Below are 17940 nucleotides of genomic sequence, written 5' to 3' on the forward strand. Positions count from 1 at the left end.
CACGGCAGCCTGAGACATAAAAAGCGCCGCCCCTCGGGGCGGCGCTTCAGCTTCTGGTCATATTACCCAGAATATCGCCGGACTTACGCGGCCTCGGCGTCCTCGGCAGCCTGGCGACGCTCGCTTTCCTCGCGCGACAGCGCAACAGAGGTGCGAACGCCCTTGGACACAAACTCCATCAGGCCCTTGACCACACGCTCATTCGGGTCGATCCCGGCGCAGGACAGAACTTCGCGCCCATCGCGCGAGCGCGCCCAGCGGGCAATCTGTTCCGGGCCGTTGCCATATTTCTTGTCGTCAGCAATAGCATCATCGAGCGCAGCGAGAACCACCGCAGCAAACAGCTTGCGGGCGCGCTGGCCTTGTTCAAAATTGAAGGCAGAGCCGTCTACGAAATCACGCATCTTTACCGTCCTGACCAAATCTGTTTCATTGCGCCCACGGGGACGAGTTCCAGGGCTTCGATTCTGGGTAGTGGGACTGTCTAACGCAGCCAGACCTGTTTAGGTATATCGCTAACCTCATGGCAGTCATGCGTTAGCAACATGGCTGTAACACTTTTTAACTATCATCGAAAGTTCAAACGCCCGTGAACCCGCGCCGGTTTCCGGGTAGATGGTAATTTATTCAAAAAGATCAAGCTGTCCGTCTGGATTTTCATCGTTTTGTGCGAAACCTGACAAGGTGATCCCCAAAAGACGCACTCCACGCGGATCCGGCATGACATTCGCCAGCAAAGCCTGCGCCAGTCCCAGCAGCTCCAATTCGCTCGTGACCGGACGATGCCGCGAATATGCGCGGGTGATTTGTTGAAAATTGGCAAACTTGACCTTCAGTGTCACGGTTTTGCCACGGGCTTCGTGACGTTCGACATGGCGCCAAACCTTCGCCGCCAGTGGTGCCAGCGCCGCCTGCCCGTCTTCGAGCGCTTGAATATCCTCGAAATAGGTCCTCTCGGCGCCGATGGATTTGCGAATTCGGTCGGGCTTGACCTGCCGATGATCGATCCCGCGCGAGATATTGTAATACCAGCTGCCCGACTTGCCGAAGCGCGCCTGAAGAAATTCGAGGCTCTGTGCGCGCAGATCGGCCCCCGTCGCGATCCCCAGCCTTTGCATCTTGGCTGCCGTCGCCGGTCCGACGCCGTGAAACTTCGCGACCGGCAGCGCGGCGATGAAGGCTTCGCCCTGCCCGGGCGGGATGACGAACTGCCCGTCCGGTTTGTTCTGGTCCGACGCAATCTTGGCCAGAAACTTGCAATAGCTGATCCCGGCGCTTGCGGTCAGCCCGGTCTCGGCCAGGATCTCGGCCCGGATCCGGCGCGCGGTCGCCGTCGCCGTCTCGCCCGCTGCCAGCCGCCCGGTCAGGTCCAGATAGGCCTCGTCCAGCGAAAGAGGCTCGATCTGCGGAGTATAGCGGGCGAAAATCGCGCGGATCTGCTCGCTGACCTCGCGATAGACCTCGAAACGCGGCTTCACGAAGATCAGATCCGGGCAGCGCCGCGCGGCAGTGACGGAGGGCATCGCCGAACGCACCCCGAATTGCCGCGCCTCATAGCTGGCGGCAGCGACCACCCCGCGCTGCCGCGCCCCGCCGACCGCCACGGGCTTGCCGCGCAGTTCGGGATTGTCGCGCTGTTCGACCGACGCGTAAAACGCGTCCATGTCGATATGGACGATGCGGCGCGGCGCGGCCGCCTCGGTCATTCGGCGCGGACCGGCACGCCCCCGGCCGTCATCCCCTCGCCGATCCGGTCAAAGCGAAGATAGGCCAGCCCCTGCCCACCGGCGACCGTGTGCAGCATGCCCGCCTCGCGCCCGTCAGCCGAAAGGATCGGGGTGCCCGGCGCCACCTCGCCCTCCAGGCTCACCCGGCGCAGACCCTTCTTGAGCTGGGTCTTGTGCTTCATCCGCGCCGTGACCTCTTGCCCGACATAGCAGCCCTTGCGGAAATCGACGCCGTTCAGCCGGTCGAAACCCATTTCCAGGATATAGCTGTCATTCACCTGCAATTCGGCCCCGGACTGCGGCACCAGATGCGCGATGCGCAGCGCGTCCCAATCGGTGTCGTCGCTTTCGCCCACCCCATAGCCGCGCCAGCCAAGCGCCGGGTCGCGCGGATCGGCAATCGCGCCTTCGGGCGCAGGGCCGACGCCGCGCGTCACCTCGCGCGGATCATCCTCGATTTCGACCTTTGCCCGCAGCTTGTACATGGACAGGCGGCGCTTGAGATCTTCGGCCTGATCCGCGGCGACATCGAGCAGCAGCGCATCGCCGTCGGGTATGACGAAGAAATCGGCCAGATATTTCCCCTGCGGCGACAGCAGCGCCGCATAGACCGGCGCGCGCGTCACGTCATTCGTCACGAGCCCCTGCAGGAACTCCACCCGCTCGGGGCCGGTCACGCGCAGGATACGGCGGTCGGTCATCAGCTCTTTCCTCCGAATTGCAGCTCGACAAGCGCGGCATAGGCGCCGCCCTTGACCATAAGCTGGTCATGGCTGCCCTCTTCGACAACCCGTCCGGCCTCGAGCACGACGATCTTGTCGGCATTGCGGATCGTCGAGAGCCGATGTGCGATCACCAGCGTTGTCCGCCCTTGCGAAAGCCGGTCGAGCGCCTCTTGCACAAGCCGTTCCGATGCCGCGTCAAGCGCCGAGGTTGCCTCGTCAAGAAGCAGCACAGGCGCGTCGCGCAGCACGGCGCGGGCAATCGCCACGCGCTGGCGCTGCCCGCCCGACAGTGCCGAGCCGCGCGTGCCGGCGGGGCTGTCCAGCCCGTGCGGGAATGCCTCCGCGAACTCTGCGACATGGGCGGTTCGGGTGGCCCGGTTGATCGCCGTATCGTCAACTTCTTTTCCTAAGGTGATGTTTTCCCTTATGGTCTCATCGAACAGCGCCGGGTCCTGTGAAACGACCGAGAACTGGTCCCGCAGAACGGCCAGATCGTATTCCGGCAAAGCCACGCCGCCGAGAGTGATTGTCCCCTCATCCGGATCGGCCATGCGCGTCAGCAGGTTGAACACGGTTGTCTTGCCCGCCCCGGACGGCCCGACAAGTGCTGTGGTTTCCCCGGCCTCGGCGACGAAGCTGAGACCATGTAAAACCCTTGTCTCATCGTAACTTAAATGCACATCCTCGAAAACGATTCTGGTCGTGTCGGGCGCCGTGCGGCGCCCCCCCGAACGGATCGAGGGCTGTGCGTCGAAGACCTGATAGATCCTTTCAAGGCTGGCCGCCGCCACCTGCCACGATCCGGCCAGGCCGCCAAGCCGCCGCAGGGGCTGGAAGGCCAGCGAAAGCGCGGTGAAGAAGGCCATGAAATCGCCCACCGTGCGCTCGCCCCGCGTCACCTCGGCCCCGCCGAGCGCCAGAACGCCGACGAAACCCAGCCCGGTCACGATGTCGATCATCGCGGGCACCACAGCGCCGGTCGCTGCGATCTTGACCTCTGCCCGGCGGATGCGCTCGACGATGGCGGCGAAGCGGGCGGTCTGGTGATCCTCGATCCGATTCAGCCGAACCGTGCCGATCCCGTGCAGCACCTCGTCGATCCGGGTGGCCCGGTCCGAGGCGTTCTGCCGCGCGCTGCGTGTCTTGCGACGGACATAGCGCTGCACGAACACCGTCGGCAGGATCAGCAGCGGCGCCCCGATCAGCGCCGCCAGGGTCCATTGCGGGTCGATGGTGATCGCGACATAGAACAGCGAAAACAGCGCCACGATGTCGCGCCCCGCCCCGGTAATGAAGCTCTGCCAGATGCTCTGCACCGCCTTGGTGTCGCCCTGGATGCGTTCGATCAGGGCACCGGGCGGGTTGCACTGGAAGAAATTCATGTCGAGCCGCATGATATGGGCCAGCAGATCGACCTGCATCTTGGTCGCCACGCGCTGCTGCACCGAAACCAGCAGGCTGCGATTGACGACCGAGGTCACGGCGCGGATCAGGAACAGCGAGAAGATGATGCCGCCGACCCACCACATCGCGTCAGTCTCGCCGCCGACAAAGACCCGATCGAAAAGCGGCTTCAGCATCCAGCTTAGCACCGCGAGGGTCGAGCCCTCGATCACCATGAAGAAGAAGGCCACACTCATGCGAGGCCAGTGCTGGCGCAGATAGTCGCGCCAGATGCGCCCGAAGAGATTGCGGCTGGATGCTTCTGTCATGGCCCGATCTAGCCCGGTGCGGCGGCTGGCCGCAAGCCGCGCTAATTCCTTTGCAGCGCCCGGAACGCGGCCGAGGCAGCCCAGCCGGCAAAAGCCGCGATCAGCAGCGACATGATCCCGTAAACCAGCGGCTGATCGAAGGCGAGCCGATACAGCCAGCGTTCCAGCCCGACCTTCCGCACCTCGAGCGGCGCGGTATAGCTGTCGATCACCCTGCCCTCGCGCAGCAGGAAGATACGGGTTTTATAGGTCCCCTCGATCAGATTTGCAGGCAGCCGGAAATCGGCGCGAAACAGCGTGTCCTGTTCCAGCCGCACCGCGCCTTCGTCCAGCCGGTATGTCCCATCCGCGATGCGCGACGCGATCATCGCCTCGGTGAACTCTACCGGGTCCTCGACCGAGACCGGCCGGGCAAAGGATCGCATCGCGGTGGGGATAGAGATCCGATAGAGCGAATCCTGATCCGCGTCGAGGATCAGCCGAAGCGGCGCGGTCGAGGCGACCGAGTAAAAGCTTGGCGCGGCGCCCACCACGACGCTTTCGGTATTGACCCAGATCCCAAGCTTGCGCTGTTTCCGGCGGATGGTGACGCTGCGCGACGGGCCCTCGACCGTGGCCACGACCTGCAACAGGCTGCTGGCGGGGATCGCGGTCTCGCGCCGGATGGCGCCGTAAAGGATGATCTCCGATCCGTCAAAGCTGGTGGTGATCGAGACCGCGTCCGAGGACAGGCCGGCCACAACCTGTTCGGCAGGCTCGGCGCGCGGCATGGTGTCGCTGCCGCGGGGGGCGTTGAGCGACGGGAAGGACATGACCGGGGCTTCCTGCGCGGCGGCCGGGGCAGCGAGACAGATCGCTATGGCAAGAGCCAGCCTCAATATCACACGATCCCCGGCGTCAGCGAATAGAGATTGTCGGGCCGCAGGAACAGATCCAGCGCCAGCTTGACGCAGACCGCCAGCACCACCAGCGCCAGCAGGATTCGCAATTGCTCTGCCCGCAGCCGCGAGCCCAGATGCGTCCCGATCTGCGCCCCGGTCACCCCGCCGACGATCAGCAGCACCGCCAGCATGATGTCGACGGTGTTATAGCTGACTGCATGCATCAGCGTGGTGAACGCGGTGACGAAGGTGATCTGGAACAGCGAGGTGCCGATCACGACCTTGGTCGGCATCCCCAGCAGATAGATCATCGCCGGGACCATGATGAAGCCGCCGCCCACCCCCATCATCGCCGACAGCACGCCGACCAGCATTCCGACCACGAAGGGCGGGATGACACTCAGATACAGCCCCGAGGTGCGAAACTTCATGCGCAAGGGCAGCGCATGGATCCAGCCATGCTGCCGGCGTTTGGCCCGGCCGCCCGACCGCGTGCGCCGCAGCGCCCGCAGGCTTTCGGCGAACATCATCGAACCCACAGCGCCCAGCATGACCACATAGCTGAGCTGCACGACAAGCTCGACCTGGCCGATGCGCTGCAACAGGTTGAAGACCAGCACCCCGAGCGCCGATCCGGTCAGCCCGCCGATCAGCAGCACCAGCCCCATGCGGAAATCCACCGTGCGCCGCTTGAGATGCGCCATCACCCCCGAAACAGACGAGGCGACGACCTGGTTCGCCCCGGTCGCCACGGCGATGGCGGGCGGAATCCCGATGAAGAACAGCAACGGCGTGATCAGGAACCCGCCGCCGACACCGAACATGCCGCTCATCAGCCCGACGATGCCGCCGAGCCCCACCAGTGTGAAGGCGTTCACCGCCACCTCGGCGATGGGAAGATAGATCTGCATTGCGGGCCGCCAAGAAGGGTTGCCCCATCTACTCTGCCCGCACCGGCTTCGTCAAAGCCGCATTTGCCCTGAATTGCCCGGTTGCCGCGCCACGGGGCGCCAGCTAATCATGGGCGCGAGCAGGAAGGAACCGCATGCGCATTCTGATTACCAATGATGACGGCATCAACGCACCCGGCCTCGCCGTGGCCGAGGCTATCGGCGCAGAGCTTGCAGGCCCCGACGGAGAGATCTGGGTTGTCGCACCTGCCTTTGAACAATCGGGCGTGGCACACTGCATATCCTACGCGCATCCGACGATGGTCGCCAAGCTGGCCGAGCGCCGCTATGCCGCCGAAGGAAGCCCGGCGGATTGCGTGCTGGCGGCGGTCTATGACGTGATGGCCGATGCGCCGCCCGATCTGGTGATCTCGGGCGTGAACCGGGGCAATAACTCCGGCGAGAACGTGGTCTATTCCGGCACGGTGGGCGGCGCGATGGAGGCGGCGCTTCAGGGACTCCCGGCGGTGGCGCTGTCGCAGTATTTCGGGCCGCAAATGGCCGATCTCGCCGACCCGTTCGAGGGCGCGGCCCAGCACGGCGCTGCGGTGATCCGGCGGCTGCTCGATCACGCGGACTGGACTTCGGATGCGGATTTCCGGCTGTTCTACAATGTGAATTTCCCGCCTGTCGCTGCTGCCGATGTAAAGGGGCTGCGCGTCGCGCCGCAGGGCCGGCGGCGCGGGGTCGGTTTCGGCGTCGAGCCCTTCGTGGCACCCAATGGCCGCCGGTTTCTGTGGGTGCGCGGCGCGCCTCAGGACCGCGAGGCGACGCCGGGCAGCGATGTGATGGTCAATCTGGACGGTCATATTTCCGTGACGCCGATGCGCGCGGACCTGACCTGCCACGCCTCGCTGGCTTCGCTGACGGAGGCGCTCGAGGCATGAGCCAGCACCCGGAAGATGACAGCGAGGCGCTCGCCGAGCGCAAGATGCGCTTTCTCTTCCATCTGCGCTCTCATGGCGTGACCGACCCGCGTGTCCTGGCCGCGATGGAACGGATCGACCGCGGCGAATTCGTGCGCGGGCATTTCGAAGACCGCGCCTATGACGACACGCCTCTGCCGATCCAGTGCGGCCAGACGATCAGCCAGCCTTCCGTGGTCGGGCTGATGACCCAGGCGCTGAACCCGGCGCCGCGCGACAAGGTGCTCGAGATCGGGACCGGCTCGGGCTATCAGGCGGCGGTGCTGTCGGGGCTGTGCCGGAGGGTCTATACGGTCGAGCGTCACCGTCCGCTGGTGAGCGAGGCCGAGGCGCTGTTTCAGCGGCTTCGCCTGTCCAACATCACCGTGCGGCTCGCCGATGGCAGCTACGGCCTGCCCGAGCAGGCGCCGTTTGATCGCATTATCGTCACCGCCGCCGCCGAGGACCCGCCCGGACCGCTCTTGGCGCAGCTGAAAATCGGCGGTATCATGGTGGTGCCGGTCGGGCAGTCCGACGCGGTGCAGACATTGATCCGGGTCAACCGGACGGACACAGGCTTTGAGTATCACGAGCTGCGTCAGGTGCGTTTCGTGCCGCTGGTGGAAGGGTTGGGCGCAGGCTGACCCGATCCGGCGGCATCCGTGCAGATGCAGGATCGTGGCGGAACAGACGGGACGCAGATGAGCAGAATGATTTTTCGCGGGACGGCCGCAGTTTCGCTGGCAGCGCTGCTGGCGGGGTGTCAGGCATTTCCGGTGGTGCAGCAGGACCTCGCCGGGATCACCGGCGGCAGCGCGGGCGCGGGAACAAGTGGGGCCGGAACCCCGGCTGCGGCGGATCCCGCGGTGGCGGCTGGCGGCGGCGGGCGCGCCACCAGCTTGCCGGGCTTCGGCGGCACTGCCGCCAGCCGCGCGGGCAGCGAGGCCGCGTCGGCACGGGTGACCGACCCCTTCGCCGGTCAGGGCGTCGCACAGCCCGATGTGCCCGGCGGCCCGGGGGCGCAGCGCGCCTCCGGCAGCAATGACAGCGACAGCAACGCCGCGACAGGTCCGGCCACCACGCATCGCGTCGTCTCCGGCGAGACCGGATGGTCGGTCGCACGCAAATATGGCATCTCGATCCAGCAGCTTGCTGATGCCAACAGCCTTGACGAAAACATGACGCTGCGGGTCGGCCAGGAGCTGAAAATCCCCGGCACTGGCGGCTCTGGCGGCGATGACGCCTCGGCACCGGGACAGGGCACGCCGACACCGACACCGCCCTCGGCCTCGCGCCCTCTGCCTGATGAAGAGACGGCGCCCAGCAGCACGCCCACCCCAAAGCCCGACACGCCGGATCTCGGCGCGACGCGAACCACGGCGTCGGGTTCGGGCAAGTTCCGCATGCCAGTCGCCGGATCGATCGTGCGCACCTATAGCAAGGGCAGCAATGAAGGCATCGACATCTCCGCCCCCGCAGGCACCGCGGTCAGCGCCGCCGGTGCCGGGCGCGTCGCCGCCATCACGCGCGACACTGACGGCGTGCCGATCGTCGTGCTGCGCCACGAGGGAGAGCTGATGACGGTCTATGCCGGGCTCGACCAGCTTTCGGTGCAGAAAGGCGATCAGGTCACAGCCGGGCAGCAGCTCGGCACGGCGGGAAATTCGGGCACGCTGCATTTCGAGATCCGGCAGGGCTTCGAAAGCGTCGATCCCGAGGATTATCTCTGATCCCTCGCGAATGGGCGAGAGGCCTGCCCCGCGCATGTTTTCAACCGAGCGGCGATAGAAACGCGTCGTTCATGGCAGAAGCGGTGCGGTCCTGACATATGCCGCGCGTTCAGCTTGCGCTGCCGAAAGATCCGCGGCGACCCGCGCGCCGCGGATCACCGTCTAGCATCGCCGAATGGGCGGGTTTCACAATCCACCCATTCAGCGGCTCTCTCTCAACTCGTCTTGAGCCCGGCTTCAAAGGACGCCGCGACTTCATGGCGAATGGCGCGGCGCAGGTTGTGGCTGATACGGCTGCCCATATCGCCCTGAAGCTCTTGCCGGATCACGTCGCGAACCAGATTGCGCAGCGCATTGCCACCTGCGAGCTGATCCTCATGATCGGGTTCCTCTGCGGCAAACAGGTCGAACGCGTCATCGCGCGGAGCATTTTCCACTTTGGTCTCGGTCGGGGTGCGGGGCAGTTCTGCGAGCATGATCTGGTTCTCCGGTTCTGCTGCGATTTTGTGGTCAGTGACAGGGTGATGCGGCGAGATGGTCGTGATCTCGGCGCTCGGGCGCTGATGCCGCGAGGCCTCTAGATCCTGCCGATAGGCATCTTCGTCGAAGGAAAGTTTCGTGGATTGCATTGCTACGCGCTCGGGCTTGGGCTCGGGCTGGTCCGTGGCGGCGACGCCCTGCGTGCCCCGGTCGGACGCTTCCGTTGCCCCGTCGATACGCGAGGCCCCGCCAAGCAAAAGACGCTGCTCGGCATCCGCTGCCTGATGAGGTCCGATCAGCGCGCGCAGTTGAGCGGCCCGCGCATCGCGCGCCGCCTCTGTCTGCGGCATCTGACCGGCGTCCCCGACGGCTGCGCGAGGCGTGCTCGGAAGGGGGCTGGTTTCCGCCGCGGATGACATCGCCGCGGCATCGTCCTGAGAGATCAGTCGCCGGATCGAGGACAGCACATCGCCGATATCGGTTGCCATGCCGTCGCTGTGGACCGAACGGGCGGCCTGTGCATCAGACATGGCCACCCCCTGTCAGCGGGGCGTCATTCGCCCCGATTGAGCGCGCGCAGGACGCGGTCGAGATTTTCGCCCTGTCGGCTGGTATAGGGTGCGTCGCGCACCGCGTTGTAATAGGCAGATGGGTCATAAGTCGGTATTCCCAGTTTCAGGTCTTCCACCGTCAACAAACCCATAGCCGACAATAATTGATAATGTGCTAATTGCAGATTGGCTTCCGCCGTAATCAGATCGTTCCGCGCCTCAAGCAGGGATTGCTCGGCGTCAAGCACGTCCAGCGTGGTGCGGGCGCCGAGCAACGCCTCTTCCCGAACGCCGTCATAGGCCTGTTGCGCGGCCGAGATCTGCTGCTGAATGGCGCTGATGAGATCGCGCGCCACGTCGATATTCGCCCAGGCCGTCGCCACGGCCTCATCGACCTGACGCGCCGCGTTCAGCAGCGAGGCACGCGATGCGTCGCGATTGGCCATCGCCTTGCGGTGCCCGGCGGAAAGACGGCCGCCGCTATAGATGGTCTGGGACAGATTCAGCCCGAGCGACGCCTGTGTATCCCCGCTTTTATTCGTCAGTGCCGAAGCGGAACCGGACAGCGTCGGATTGCGCTCGGCTGCGGCGGCTACGACGCTGAGTTCGGCGGCGGCAACCTCACGGCTGGATTGCAGAATGGCCGGATGGTTCTTCTGCGCCGTCGCGCGCGCCGCCTCCAGCGAGGCCGGTCGTTCGGGCAGCGGCGGCGGCGATTCGAGATTTTCCGGCGCCCGTCCGGTGGCCGCGATATAGGCTTCGCGCGCGATTTCCAGATCGCCCTGCGCCGATGAGAGCGAGGCGCGCGACGCCGCCAGCGCCGCGTTGGCCTGCGCCACATCGGTCACGGTGATCTCGCCCACATCGAACCGGTCCTGAGCAGCCTGAAGATCCTGTTCGAGCACGCGAACAGAATTCTGTTCCAGCTCGACCTGCTCGATCGCAGCGCGGACGTTCAGAAACGCCTGCACCGCGTTCAGCAGGATATCCTGCTCGACCGAGACGAGCGCATAGCGCGTGGCCAGCACGGTTTCCTTCGCCATATCGATCGCGGCCTGCGAGCGGCCGAAATCATAGAGCGTCATGCTGGCGGTCAGACCGAGCGTGGTCGAAGTGGATTCGATCCCGTTCGTGTCATTGTAATCATGCGAGAGCGCCCATTGCAGGATCGGTCGCAGCTCGGCCATGGCGGTGGCCACATCCTCATCCGCGGCGCGCAGCACGGCGCGGTTCTGGTCGAGCAGCGCCGAGTGGCGATAAGCTGCAACCAGCGTGTCCCCGAGCGATTCCGCCCAGGTCGGCATCGCCGCCCCGGCCAGCAAGGCCGCCAGGGCCGAGCGGCGCAGCGCCGACATGCAGGATTTGCCGAATTTCCGTGTCATCGCCGCGCTCCTCAGAATTGGAATTCCATCGCCTTGGCAAATCCGGGCAGGACCGGGGCCGAACCGTTGAACGCATAGCGCCAGTTCAGCCGCCCATCCAGCTTGTGCCCGATCCGGGCGACCCCCAGCTGACCCTCGGAGAAGATCGCCCCGACGCGCCCGCCTTCGCGGATCTGGTCGGCGATATTCTGCGGGAATTCCTCAATCGCGCCGGCGATCACCACCACGTCATAGGGCGCCTGACCGGCATAGCCCTCGGCCAGGTCTCCGGTGACGATGGCAACATTGTCGATGCCCTGCTCGGACAGGGTGGTTTCGGCCTGCCGGGCCAGTTCCTCATGAGATTCGAGCGCCACCACGGCCTGCGAGATCCGCGCCATGACCGCCGCATTATAGCCAAGCCCGGCGCCGATATCGAGCACCAGCTCGTCGGGCTGAATATTCAGCTCTTCCAGAAGCTTGGCGAAATTTCGCGGTTCCAGAAGCCAGCGATCCTCGCCCAAATGCAGATTCTCGCCGACATAGGCGACGGATTGCAGCGGCTCGGGCACGTAGAGTTCGCGCGGGACCGTCAGCATCGCATGGATGATCGGGTATTTCGTGACATCGTTCGGCCGGACCTGCGTGTCGACCATGGCCGTGCGGGCCTGCTTGAAATCCAACATGGGTTCGCCCCTGAACTGCTTTGACCTTTCTTGGCATGAAACCCCTGGATGGGCAACGTGCTCGATGCGTGCTGATTAACCGCCAGCTTAGCGCTTGCAAGGCGGCTGCGCTTGGATTATCCCAACCGAACCTCAGACCGGCGGTGGGTTGGCGGAGAGGTTACGCACCGGATTGCAAATCCGTGAAGACCGGTTCGATTCCGGTACCCACCTCCACGCCTGCCCCTGCCCCTAACGCGGAATGACGACACTGCTTTATCGCAGCGCATCCTGGCTGGCCGGCGCGACGCTCGGGCCCTTCGCCTCGGGCGAGATGGCCGAGCGGATGCTGCGCGACGCAGAGCCTGCAGCCCGGCCCGCACCGATCTGGCTGCACGGCGCCAGCGTCGGAGAGCTGACCTCGGCCCGTCCGGTGATCGAGATGCTCGCCGCGCGAACGGATCTGCTGGTCACCGCCAACACCACGACCGGGCGGCAGACCGCTGCCGATTGGGGGCTGCGCGCAAGGCTGGCGCCGTTGGACACCCCGCAGGCGCTGCGGCGCTTTCTGGGCCGCTATCGGCCGCGCGTTGCGGTGACGCTGGAAAACGAGCTGTGGCCGAACCGCTCGGCGCTGCTGGCGGCAAGCGGCGTGCGACAGATCGTCATCGGGGCGCGCATGTCGGAACGCTCGGCCCGGCGCTGGGCGCGGCTGCCCTGGCTGATCGGGCCGATGCTGCGCCGCATCGACGGGCTTTCGGCACAGGATATGGGCAGCGAAGACAGGCTGACGGCGCTTGGCCTTCCCGAGGCATCGCTGATGCCCCGGATGCAGCTGAAGCTGCTCGGACCTGCGAGAAACCGGCCCGGCCCCGCCCCCGAGACGCGGCCGCACACCGTGCTGGCCGCTTCGACTCATGAGGGCGAGGAGGAGCTTGTGCTGGACGCCTTCATGACCGCACGGAGGCAAGTGGCCGGGCTGCGGTTGATCGTAGCCCCGCGCCATCCGGTCCGGGCCGACGATGTCGCCAGACATATCGCCGCGCGCGGGCTGCCCGTCTCGCGCCGCTCCGAGGGTGCCGACGAGACCGCGCCGGTGCTGTTGGCCGACACGCTGGGTGAGATGGCGCGATGGTATGACTCCGCCTTTATATGCATCACCGGCGGCTCGCTTGTGCCGAAAGGCGGTCATACCCCGTGGGAGCCGGCGAGCCACGAATGCGCCATTCTTCACGGGCCTCATGTCGCCAATTTCTCGGAGGATTACGCGCTCCTTCACGCCGTCGATGCCGCCGAGACGCTGTCGCAGGATGCCGGGCGCAGCCTTGCCCGGCTGGCCCGCGCGCCCGCCGAGGCTGCGGCAATGGGCGCGAGGGCGCGGGCGCTGCTGCTCAGCCGCGCTGGCGAGGCAGGCCCGCTTGTCGCCGGGATCCTTAACGCTGCGGGGCTTGAGACTGGCGGCGAGGATGCCGATATCGGTGCCATGACAGGGGAAAACTCGTGATCCGCTATGACCTCAGCTGCAAGGACGGCCATCGCTTCGACGGTTGGTTCGCGTCATCCGCGGCCTTCGAGACGCAACGCGATCAGGGTCAGGTCAATTGCGCGATCTGCGGATCGGCAGAGGTCGACCGCGCGCTGATGTCGCCCGGCGTGGCGGCGAAATCGAACCGCGCCGCGTCCGGGCCGGGAACGGCCCGCAGCAAGACCCCGCTCGAACAGCTTCGCGACCATGTCGAGGCCAATTCCGATTACGTCGGCCTGCGTTTCGCCGACGAGGCGCGCGCCATGCATGACGGGCGCAGCGACAAACGCGCCATCCACGGTGAGGCGAAGCCCGAAGAGGCGCGCAAGCTGATCGAGGAGGGCGTGCCGATTGCGCCGCTCCCCTTCATTCCGAAGCGCAAGGCCAACTAGGCCCGATCCGGCTATTCGGGATCGGTGAACGTCACCGAGACCGGTGCCAGCCCCTCGACATCGCCGACCAGATGATTGCCGGGGCTGACCGGCCCGACGCCCGCAGGGGTTCCGGTCATCAGCAGGTCGCCGGGCGCGAGGTGATAAAGCCCCGAAAGCCGCGACAGCAATTCCGGCACCGACCAGACCATCTCGGACAGGGGCGCATCCTGGCGCAGATCGCCATCGAGCCGCAGGCGAATGCGCTGATCGGCGACAGGGCCGAAATCGGCCGCGCGGGTGATCGGGCCGATGATCGCGGATTCCTCGACATCCTTGGCCATGTCCCAGGGCTTCCCGGCCTTCTTGGCCAGCGCCTGAAGATCGCGGCGGGTCATGTCCAGCCCGACCGCATAGCCATAGACCGCCTGCGCCGCCTCGTCAGTGCCGGCCTTGAACAGCGGTTTGTCGATCACCACGCAGAACTCGACCTCGAAATGATAGTCCTCGGTGCCGGGTGGATAGCTGCTATCCATTCCCGAGGGCAGATAAGCGAATGCCGATTTGGTGAAGAACATCGGCGTCTCGCGATCCACCTCTCCGCCCATTTCGGCGGCATGTGCAGCGTAATTCTTGCCGACGCAGAAGATGCGATGCAACGGATAGCGCGCGGTCTCGCCCTGCACCGGCAAGGCGGGCGCGGGTGGCGAGGGGAACAGGTTCTGGGTCATGGGGGCTCCTTCAGAGATGGGCGGAGCCTAGCGCGAGCTGCCCGCCTGCGCCAGATACTCGGTCACGGCACGACGCACCGGGCGACCATCGGCGCGGGCGGCGTCGATCAGACCGCGAAGCTCGGTCAGCGAGGTCTTCCGAATCAGATGCTTTACCGGGCCGATCGAGGCCGGGCGCATCGACAGCCGCCTTATGCCGAGCGCGGCAAAGGTCAGCGCCTCGACCGGCCGGCCTGCGTCCTCGCCGCAGAAAGACAGCGTCACCCCGGCCTCGGCGCAGCGCGCGATGATCTGATCCAGCAGGGCAAGAAACGGCTCGCTGAGCGTGTCATAGCGGCGGCGAACGCGTTCGTTTTCGCGATCGGCGGCGAAGAAGAACTGCTTGAGATCGTTCCCCCCGATCGACACGAAATCGCATGACCTGAAGAAACTCACCGGAGCAAAGGCCAGCGCCGGAGTTTCCAGCATCGACCCGACACGGATATCCATGGGCAGCGGCCTGCCGAATTTCTGTTCGCGCGCTAGCTCCTCCATCAGCATGCGCTGCGCGTCGGCATATTCCGACGGCTCGGCAATGAAGGGGAACATGATGTGCAGGGGCCGCCCCGCCGCCGCCCGGATCAGCGATTGCAGCTGCATCCGAAGCACGCCGCGCTTGTCGAGCCCAACGCGGATCGCCCGCCAGCCCATGGCCGGGTTCGGCTCATCCTGCGGCTTCATATAGGGCAACACCTTGTCCGAGCCGATATCAACGGTGCGGAACACCACCGGGCGGCCATGCGCGGCCTCCATGACGCGCGAATACAGCGCTGCCAGTTCGGATCGGCGCGGCACCCTCGTGCGGGTCAGGAACTGCAACTCGGTGCGGAACAGCCCGACCCCTTCCGCACCCGAATTTTCGAGGCTCGGCAGATCGGCCATCAGACCCGCATTCATGAACAGCTCGATCCGCGTACCGCAAAGCGCCTCGGCTGGCTGGTCGCGCAGCCCGGCATAGCGCGACTGCGCCTCGGCCTGCATCGCGATCTTGTCGCGGAAGGCGGCAGCGACGCTGTCCTCGGGGCGCAGATGCACGATGCCGGCATCCCCATCGACGAGAATCGGGTCGCCGTTCAGCGCCTCGGTGGTGATCCGGCTGGCATGGATTACCAGCGGAATCGCCAAGGCGCGGGCGACGATGGCGGCATGGCTGCCGACGCTGCCCTCTTCCAGAACGACGCCTTTCAGCTTCCGCCCATAATCCAGCAATTCCGCCGGGCCGATATTCCGCGCGACGAGAATGGGGTTGTCGGGCATCTCTGCGCCGGTATCGCTGCCCTGCCCGCTGAGGATGCGCAGCAGCCGGTTCGAGAGATCGTCGAGATCATGCAACCGGTCGCGCAGATAGGGATCAGCGGCCATTTCGAGCCGGGAACGGGTCTGCGACTGTTCTTTCTCGACCGCGGCCTCGGCAGAAAGACCGAGATCGATATCCTCTTCCATCCGCCGCAACCACGAGCGGGAATGCGCAAACAGGCGATAGGCCTCCAGCACCTGCGCCTGATCGCTTTCGGCGACCATATCGGCATCGGCCAGCATCTTGTCGACGCGGGTGCGCAGTGTCGCCACCCCCTCATACAGCCGCCTGCGCTCGGTCTCCGGGTCGTCGCCGACCGGGTTGGCCACCACCACGCGCGGCTCGTGCAGCCAGACGCGACCCTCTGCCGCGCCCTCCTGTCCGCTCGCGCCGCGATAGAAGCTGGGGAAGCGATGGGCGAGCGGCAGGCTGTCATCGGCATTGCCCAGAAACGCGCCAAGTTCGGCCATCTCGGCCAGAACCATGGCGACGACCTCCAGCCCATAGACGTCGTCATCGGTGAATTGCCGCGCCTCGCGCGACTGCACGACCAGAACGCCCAGCTTCTCGCCGACGCGCTGGATCGGCACGCCGAGAAACGAGGAATATACCTCCTCGCCGGTCTCGGGCATGAAGCGGAAACCCTGCTCGGATGGCGCATTGGCGCTGTTGATATGCCGCCCCGTGCGCGCGACCCGTCCGACCAGACCCTCGCCCAGCCGCAGCCGGGTCTGGTGCACCGCCTCGGCCTTCAGCCCCTCGGTCGCGCAAAGCTCCAGCGTCTCGGAATCGCGGAACAGATAGATCGAGCAGACTTCGGTTCCCATCGAATCGGCGATGTGATGGGTGATGCTGTCCAGCCGGTCCTGGCTCGCCCCGGCCGAGCCGAGCGTATCGCGCAGCCGGCGCAGCAATCGCCGAGAGTCACTGTCCTTGCGGTGCGGCATCGCCCCCTGCCCTGTCGCGCCCGTTGCGCGGCGTTATGCGGATTTCTCCAGCTCGAACGCATCATGCAGCGCCTGCACGGCCAGCTCCATGTATTTGCGGTCGATCAGCACGGAGATCTTGATCTCGGAGGTCGAGATCACCTTGATATTGATGTTTTCATCGGCAAGTGCCCGAAACATGCGCGCCGCGACACCCGCATGAGAGCGCATGCCGATCCCGACCACGCTGACCTTGGCGACATCGGTATCGACGATCAGCTCGTCATACTGGATGCTGCCCGACTGGCGCGCATCTTCCATCGCCTTCTTCGCCCGCTCGACCTGGTTGATCGGGCAGGAGAACGTCATGTCGGTGACCGAGCCCTTGTGATGCTCGAAATTCTTTTCCGAGATATTCTGGACGATCATGTCCACATTCACCCCTGCCTCCGCCAGCGGTGCAAAGATTGCCGCCGATATGCCGGGGCGATCCTCGACCGTCACGAGGGTGATCTTGGCCTCGTCGCGGGAAAACGCGACGCCGTTCACGACTTTCGATTCCATGATCTCATCCTCATCACAGACCAGAGTGCCCGAGTTCTCATCCGTATCCTCGAAGGAGGACAGCACCCGGAGACGGACATTGTAACGCATCGCCAGCTCGACCGAGCGGGTCTGAAGCACCTTCGCCCCGAGGCTGGCCAGCTCCAGCATCTCCTCGAAGGCGATGCGGCTCAGCTTGCGGGCTTTCGAGGTGATGCGCGGGTCGGTCGTATAGACCCCGTCCACATCGGTATAGATGTCGCAGCGCTCGGCGTCAAAAGCGGCGGCGAAGGCGACGGCGGTGGTGTCCGACCCGCCACGGCCAAGCGTGGTGATCCGGTTGTCCTCGGCCACCCCCTGGAAACCAGCAATCACCGCGACCTTGAACCCCTCGCCGAATTTCTGGTCGATATTGGCGCGCGGAATATCGACGAAACGCGCAGCCGAATGCGCGTCGGTGGTGTTGATCGGCACCTGCCAGCCCTGCCATGACCGGGCCGGGATCTCCATCTCCTGCAAGGTCAGCGCCATCAGCCCTGCCGTCACATTCTCGCCCGAGCTGACCACGGCGTCATATTCACGCGCATCGAACAAGGGCGAAGTCTGTTCGACCCAGCCGACGAGCTCATTGGTCTTGCCCGACATGGCGCTGACGATGACAATGACATCATAGCCGCGCTCGACCTCACGCTTGACCTTCTGGGCCGCGTTCCGGATCCGGTCGAGATCGGCGACGGAGGTGCCGCCGAATTTCATCACCAACAAGGGCATGTCGTCCCTCCAGCTGCCTCGCCTGCGAGGTCTCAAAATCGGCCACCTTC

At 65.4% G+C, this 17940-nt stretch carries 17 protein-coding genes and 1 tRNA gene; 6 read left to right on the forward strand and 12 right to left on the reverse strand.

All coding sequences use genetic code 11. From position 1 onward, the window contains the following. Nucleotides 1-83: 83 nt before the first annotated feature. The 6 genes from PAF18_RS07265 to PAF18_RS07290 all read right to left on the reverse strand — a co-directional run bounded on the left by PAF18_RS07265 (nucleotide 84) and on the right by PAF18_RS07290 (nucleotide 5956). Nucleotides 84-404, reverse strand: coding sequence for a DUF6280 family protein (locus PAF18_RS07265; RefSeq protein WP_090524829.1), 321 nt, complete (start codon nucleotides 402-404; stop codon nucleotides 84-86). 219 nt (nucleotides 405-623) lie between these two features. After that, complete coding sequence (gene dinB / locus PAF18_RS07270; protein ID WP_271117932.1) at nucleotides 624-1706, reverse strand: DNA polymerase IV; 1083 nt, start codon at nucleotides 1704-1706, stop codon at nucleotides 624-626. After that, on the reverse strand, nucleotides 1703-2428 hold the full coding sequence (ygfZ, locus tag PAF18_RS07275; protein WP_271117933.1) for a CAF17-like 4Fe-4S cluster assembly/insertion protein YgfZ: 726 nt from the start codon (nucleotides 2426-2428) through the stop codon (nucleotides 1703-1705). The genes dinB and ygfZ overlap by 4 nt, the downstream gene beginning before the upstream one ends. Further along, complete coding sequence (locus tag PAF18_RS07280) at nucleotides 2428-4164, reverse strand: ABC transporter ATP-binding protein (protein WP_271117934.1); 1737 nt, start codon at nucleotides 4162-4164, stop codon at nucleotides 2428-2430. The genes ygfZ and PAF18_RS07280 overlap by 1 nt, the downstream gene beginning before the upstream one ends. Before the next feature lie 41 nt (nucleotides 4165-4205). Further along, entirely contained in the window at nucleotides 4206-5048 is an 843-nt protein-coding gene (locus PAF18_RS07285; RefSeq protein ID WP_271117935.1) for a TIGR02186 family protein, read from the reverse strand. Next, entirely contained in the window at nucleotides 5045-5956 is a 912-nt protein-coding gene (locus PAF18_RS07290; RefSeq protein WP_271117936.1) for a sulfite exporter TauE/SafE family protein, read from the reverse strand. The genes PAF18_RS07285 and PAF18_RS07290 overlap by 4 nt, the downstream gene beginning before the upstream one ends. 134 nt (nucleotides 5957-6090) lie before the next feature. Here PAF18_RS07290 and surE point away from each other — a divergent pair, with 134 nt between their 5' ends. Genes surE through PAF18_RS07305 form a run of 3 tightly spaced genes read left to right on the forward strand, consistent with a single transcriptional unit; the run spans nucleotide 6091 to nucleotide 8630 of the window. After that, nucleotides 6091-6882, forward strand: a complete 792-nt coding sequence (surE, locus tag PAF18_RS07295; RefSeq protein ID WP_271117937.1) for a 5'/3'-nucleotidase SurE — start codon at nucleotides 6091-6093, stop codon at nucleotides 6880-6882. Beyond that, the gene (locus PAF18_RS07300; RefSeq protein ID WP_271117938.1) at nucleotides 6879-7544 is read left to right on the forward strand and encodes a protein-L-isoaspartate(D-aspartate) O-methyltransferase; all 666 of its coding nucleotides are present in this window, start codon (nucleotides 6879-6881) and stop codon (nucleotides 7542-7544) included. The genes surE and PAF18_RS07300 overlap by 4 nt, the downstream gene beginning before the upstream one ends. A 57-nt stretch (nucleotides 7545-7601) precedes the next feature. Next, nucleotides 7602-8630: a M23 family metallopeptidase gene (locus PAF18_RS07305; RefSeq protein ID WP_271117939.1), complete on the forward strand. Its 1029-nt coding sequence runs from the start codon at nucleotides 7602-7604 to the stop codon at nucleotides 8628-8630. Nucleotides 8631-8845: 215 nt separating this feature from the next. Here PAF18_RS07305 and PAF18_RS07310 read toward each other — a convergent pair whose 3' ends face one another. From PAF18_RS07310 to PAF18_RS07320, 3 genes are read right to left on the reverse strand one after another with little or no spacing between them, the layout of a single operon-like run. Continuing rightward, complete coding sequence (locus PAF18_RS07310) at nucleotides 8846-9640, reverse strand: hypothetical protein (protein ID WP_271117940.1); 795 nt, start codon at nucleotides 9638-9640, stop codon at nucleotides 8846-8848. Between the two features lie 23 nt (nucleotides 9641-9663). After that, entirely contained in the window at nucleotides 9664-11043 is a 1380-nt protein-coding gene (locus tag PAF18_RS07315; RefSeq protein ID WP_271117941.1) for a TolC family outer membrane protein, read from the reverse strand. Between the two features lie 11 nt (nucleotides 11044-11054). Beyond that, the gene (locus PAF18_RS07320; RefSeq protein WP_271117942.1) at nucleotides 11055-11708 is read right to left on the reverse strand and encodes a protein-L-isoaspartate O-methyltransferase family protein; all 654 of its coding nucleotides are present in this window, start codon (nucleotides 11706-11708) and stop codon (nucleotides 11055-11057) included. A gap of 142 nt (nucleotides 11709-11850) precedes the next feature. Between PAF18_RS07320 and PAF18_RS07325 the strand changes: the two genes are divergently transcribed. The 3 genes from PAF18_RS07325 (at nucleotide 11851) to PAF18_RS07335 (ending at nucleotide 13604) form a co-directional block, all read left to right on the forward strand. Further along, nucleotides 11851-11924, forward strand: a tRNA-Cys gene (locus tag PAF18_RS07325). Nucleotides 11925-11949: 25 nt separating this feature from the next. Then, nucleotides 11950-13191, forward strand: a complete 1242-nt coding sequence (locus PAF18_RS07330; RefSeq protein ID WP_271117943.1) for a 3-deoxy-D-manno-octulosonic acid transferase — start codon at nucleotides 11950-11952, stop codon at nucleotides 13189-13191. Continuing rightward, nucleotides 13188-13604, forward strand: a complete 417-nt coding sequence (locus PAF18_RS07335) for a DUF1178 family protein (protein ID WP_271117944.1) — start codon at nucleotides 13188-13190, stop codon at nucleotides 13602-13604. Before PAF18_RS07330 ends, PAF18_RS07335 begins: the two co-directional genes overlap by 4 nt. An 11-nt stretch (nucleotides 13605-13615) precedes the next feature. On the opposite strand, the gene PAF18_RS07340 is transcribed toward PAF18_RS07335, so the two are convergent. From PAF18_RS07340 to PAF18_RS07350, 3 genes are read right to left on the reverse strand one after another with little or no spacing between them, the layout of a single operon-like run. Then, a complete protein-coding gene (locus tag PAF18_RS07340) occupies nucleotides 13616-14314 on the reverse strand; it encodes a fumarylacetoacetate hydrolase family protein (protein WP_271117945.1) in 699 nt (232 codons plus the stop codon). A 27-nt stretch (nucleotides 14315-14341) separates the two neighbouring features. After that, complete coding sequence (gene ptsP, locus PAF18_RS07345) at nucleotides 14342-16597, reverse strand: phosphoenolpyruvate--protein phosphotransferase (protein WP_271117946.1); 2256 nt, start codon at nucleotides 16595-16597, stop codon at nucleotides 14342-14344. A gap of 33 nt (nucleotides 16598-16630) precedes the next feature. Beyond that, nucleotides 16631-17890 carry an aspartate kinase gene (locus tag PAF18_RS07350; protein ID WP_271117947.1) on the reverse strand — a complete coding sequence of 420 codons (1260 nt, stop codon included), beginning with the start codon at nucleotides 17888-17890 and terminating at the stop codon, nucleotides 16631-16633. Nucleotides 17891-17940: the final 50 nt, after the last annotated feature.

The organism is Paracoccus sediminicola (assembly GCF_027912835.1).
GTDB classification, from domain to species: Bacteria; Pseudomonadota; Alphaproteobacteria; order Rhodobacterales; family Rhodobacteraceae; genus Paracoccus; species Paracoccus sediminicola.

What these genes read in the sequence shown, in the direction of transcription:
- PAF18_RS07265 (WP_090524829.1), bottom strand. Translation starts at nt 404, where the DNA reads ATGCGTGATTTCGTAGACGGCTCTGCCTTCAATTTTGAACAAGGCCAG.
- dinB (WP_271117932.1), bottom strand. Translation starts at nt 1,706, where the DNA reads ATGACCGAGGCGGCCGCGCCGCGCCGCATCGTCCATATCGACATGGAC.
- ygfZ (WP_271117933.1), bottom strand. Translation starts at nt 2,428, where the DNA reads ATGACCGACCGCCGTATCCTGCGCGTGACCGGCCCCGAGCGGGTGGAG.
- PAF18_RS07280 (WP_271117934.1), bottom strand. Translation starts at nt 4,164, where the DNA reads ATGACAGAAGCATCCAGCCGCAATCTCTTCGGGCGCATCTGGCGCGAC.
- PAF18_RS07290 (WP_271117936.1), bottom strand. Translation starts at nt 5,956, where the DNA reads ATGCAGATCTATCTTCCCATCGCCGAGGTGGCGGTGAACGCCTTCACA.
- surE (WP_271117937.1), top strand. Translation starts at nt 6,091, where the DNA reads ATGCGCATTCTGATTACCAATGATGACGGCATCAACGCACCCGGCCTC.
- PAF18_RS07300 (WP_271117938.1), top strand. Translation starts at nt 6,879, where the DNA reads ATGAGCCAGCACCCGGAAGATGACAGCGAGGCGCTCGCCGAGCGCAAG.
- PAF18_RS07305 (WP_271117939.1), top strand. Translation starts at nt 7,602, where the DNA reads ATGAGCAGAATGATTTTTCGCGGGACGGCCGCAGTTTCGCTGGCAGCG.
- PAF18_RS07310 (WP_271117940.1), bottom strand. Translation starts at nt 9,640, where the DNA reads ATGTCTGATGCACAGGCCGCCCGTTCGGTCCACAGCGACGGCATGGCA.
- PAF18_RS07315 (WP_271117941.1), bottom strand. Translation starts at nt 11,043, where the DNA reads ATGACACGGAAATTCGGCAAATCCTGCATGTCGGCGCTGCGCCGCTCG.
- PAF18_RS07320 (WP_271117942.1), bottom strand. Translation starts at nt 11,708, where the DNA reads ATGTTGGATTTCAAGCAGGCCCGCACGGCCATGGTCGACACGCAGGTC.
- PAF18_RS07330 (WP_271117943.1), top strand. Translation starts at nt 11,950, where the DNA reads ATGACGACACTGCTTTATCGCAGCGCATCCTGGCTGGCCGGCGCGACG.
- PAF18_RS07340 (WP_271117945.1), bottom strand. Translation starts at nt 14,314, where the DNA reads ATGACCCAGAACCTGTTCCCCTCGCCACCCGCGCCCGCCTTGCCGGTG.
- ptsP (WP_271117946.1), bottom strand. Translation starts at nt 16,597, where the DNA reads ATGCCGCACCGCAAGGACAGTGACTCTCGGCGATTGCTGCGCCGGCTG.
- PAF18_RS07350 (WP_271117947.1), bottom strand. Translation starts at nt 17,890, where the DNA reads ATGCCCTTGTTGGTGATGAAATTCGGCGGCACCTCCGTCGCCGATCTC.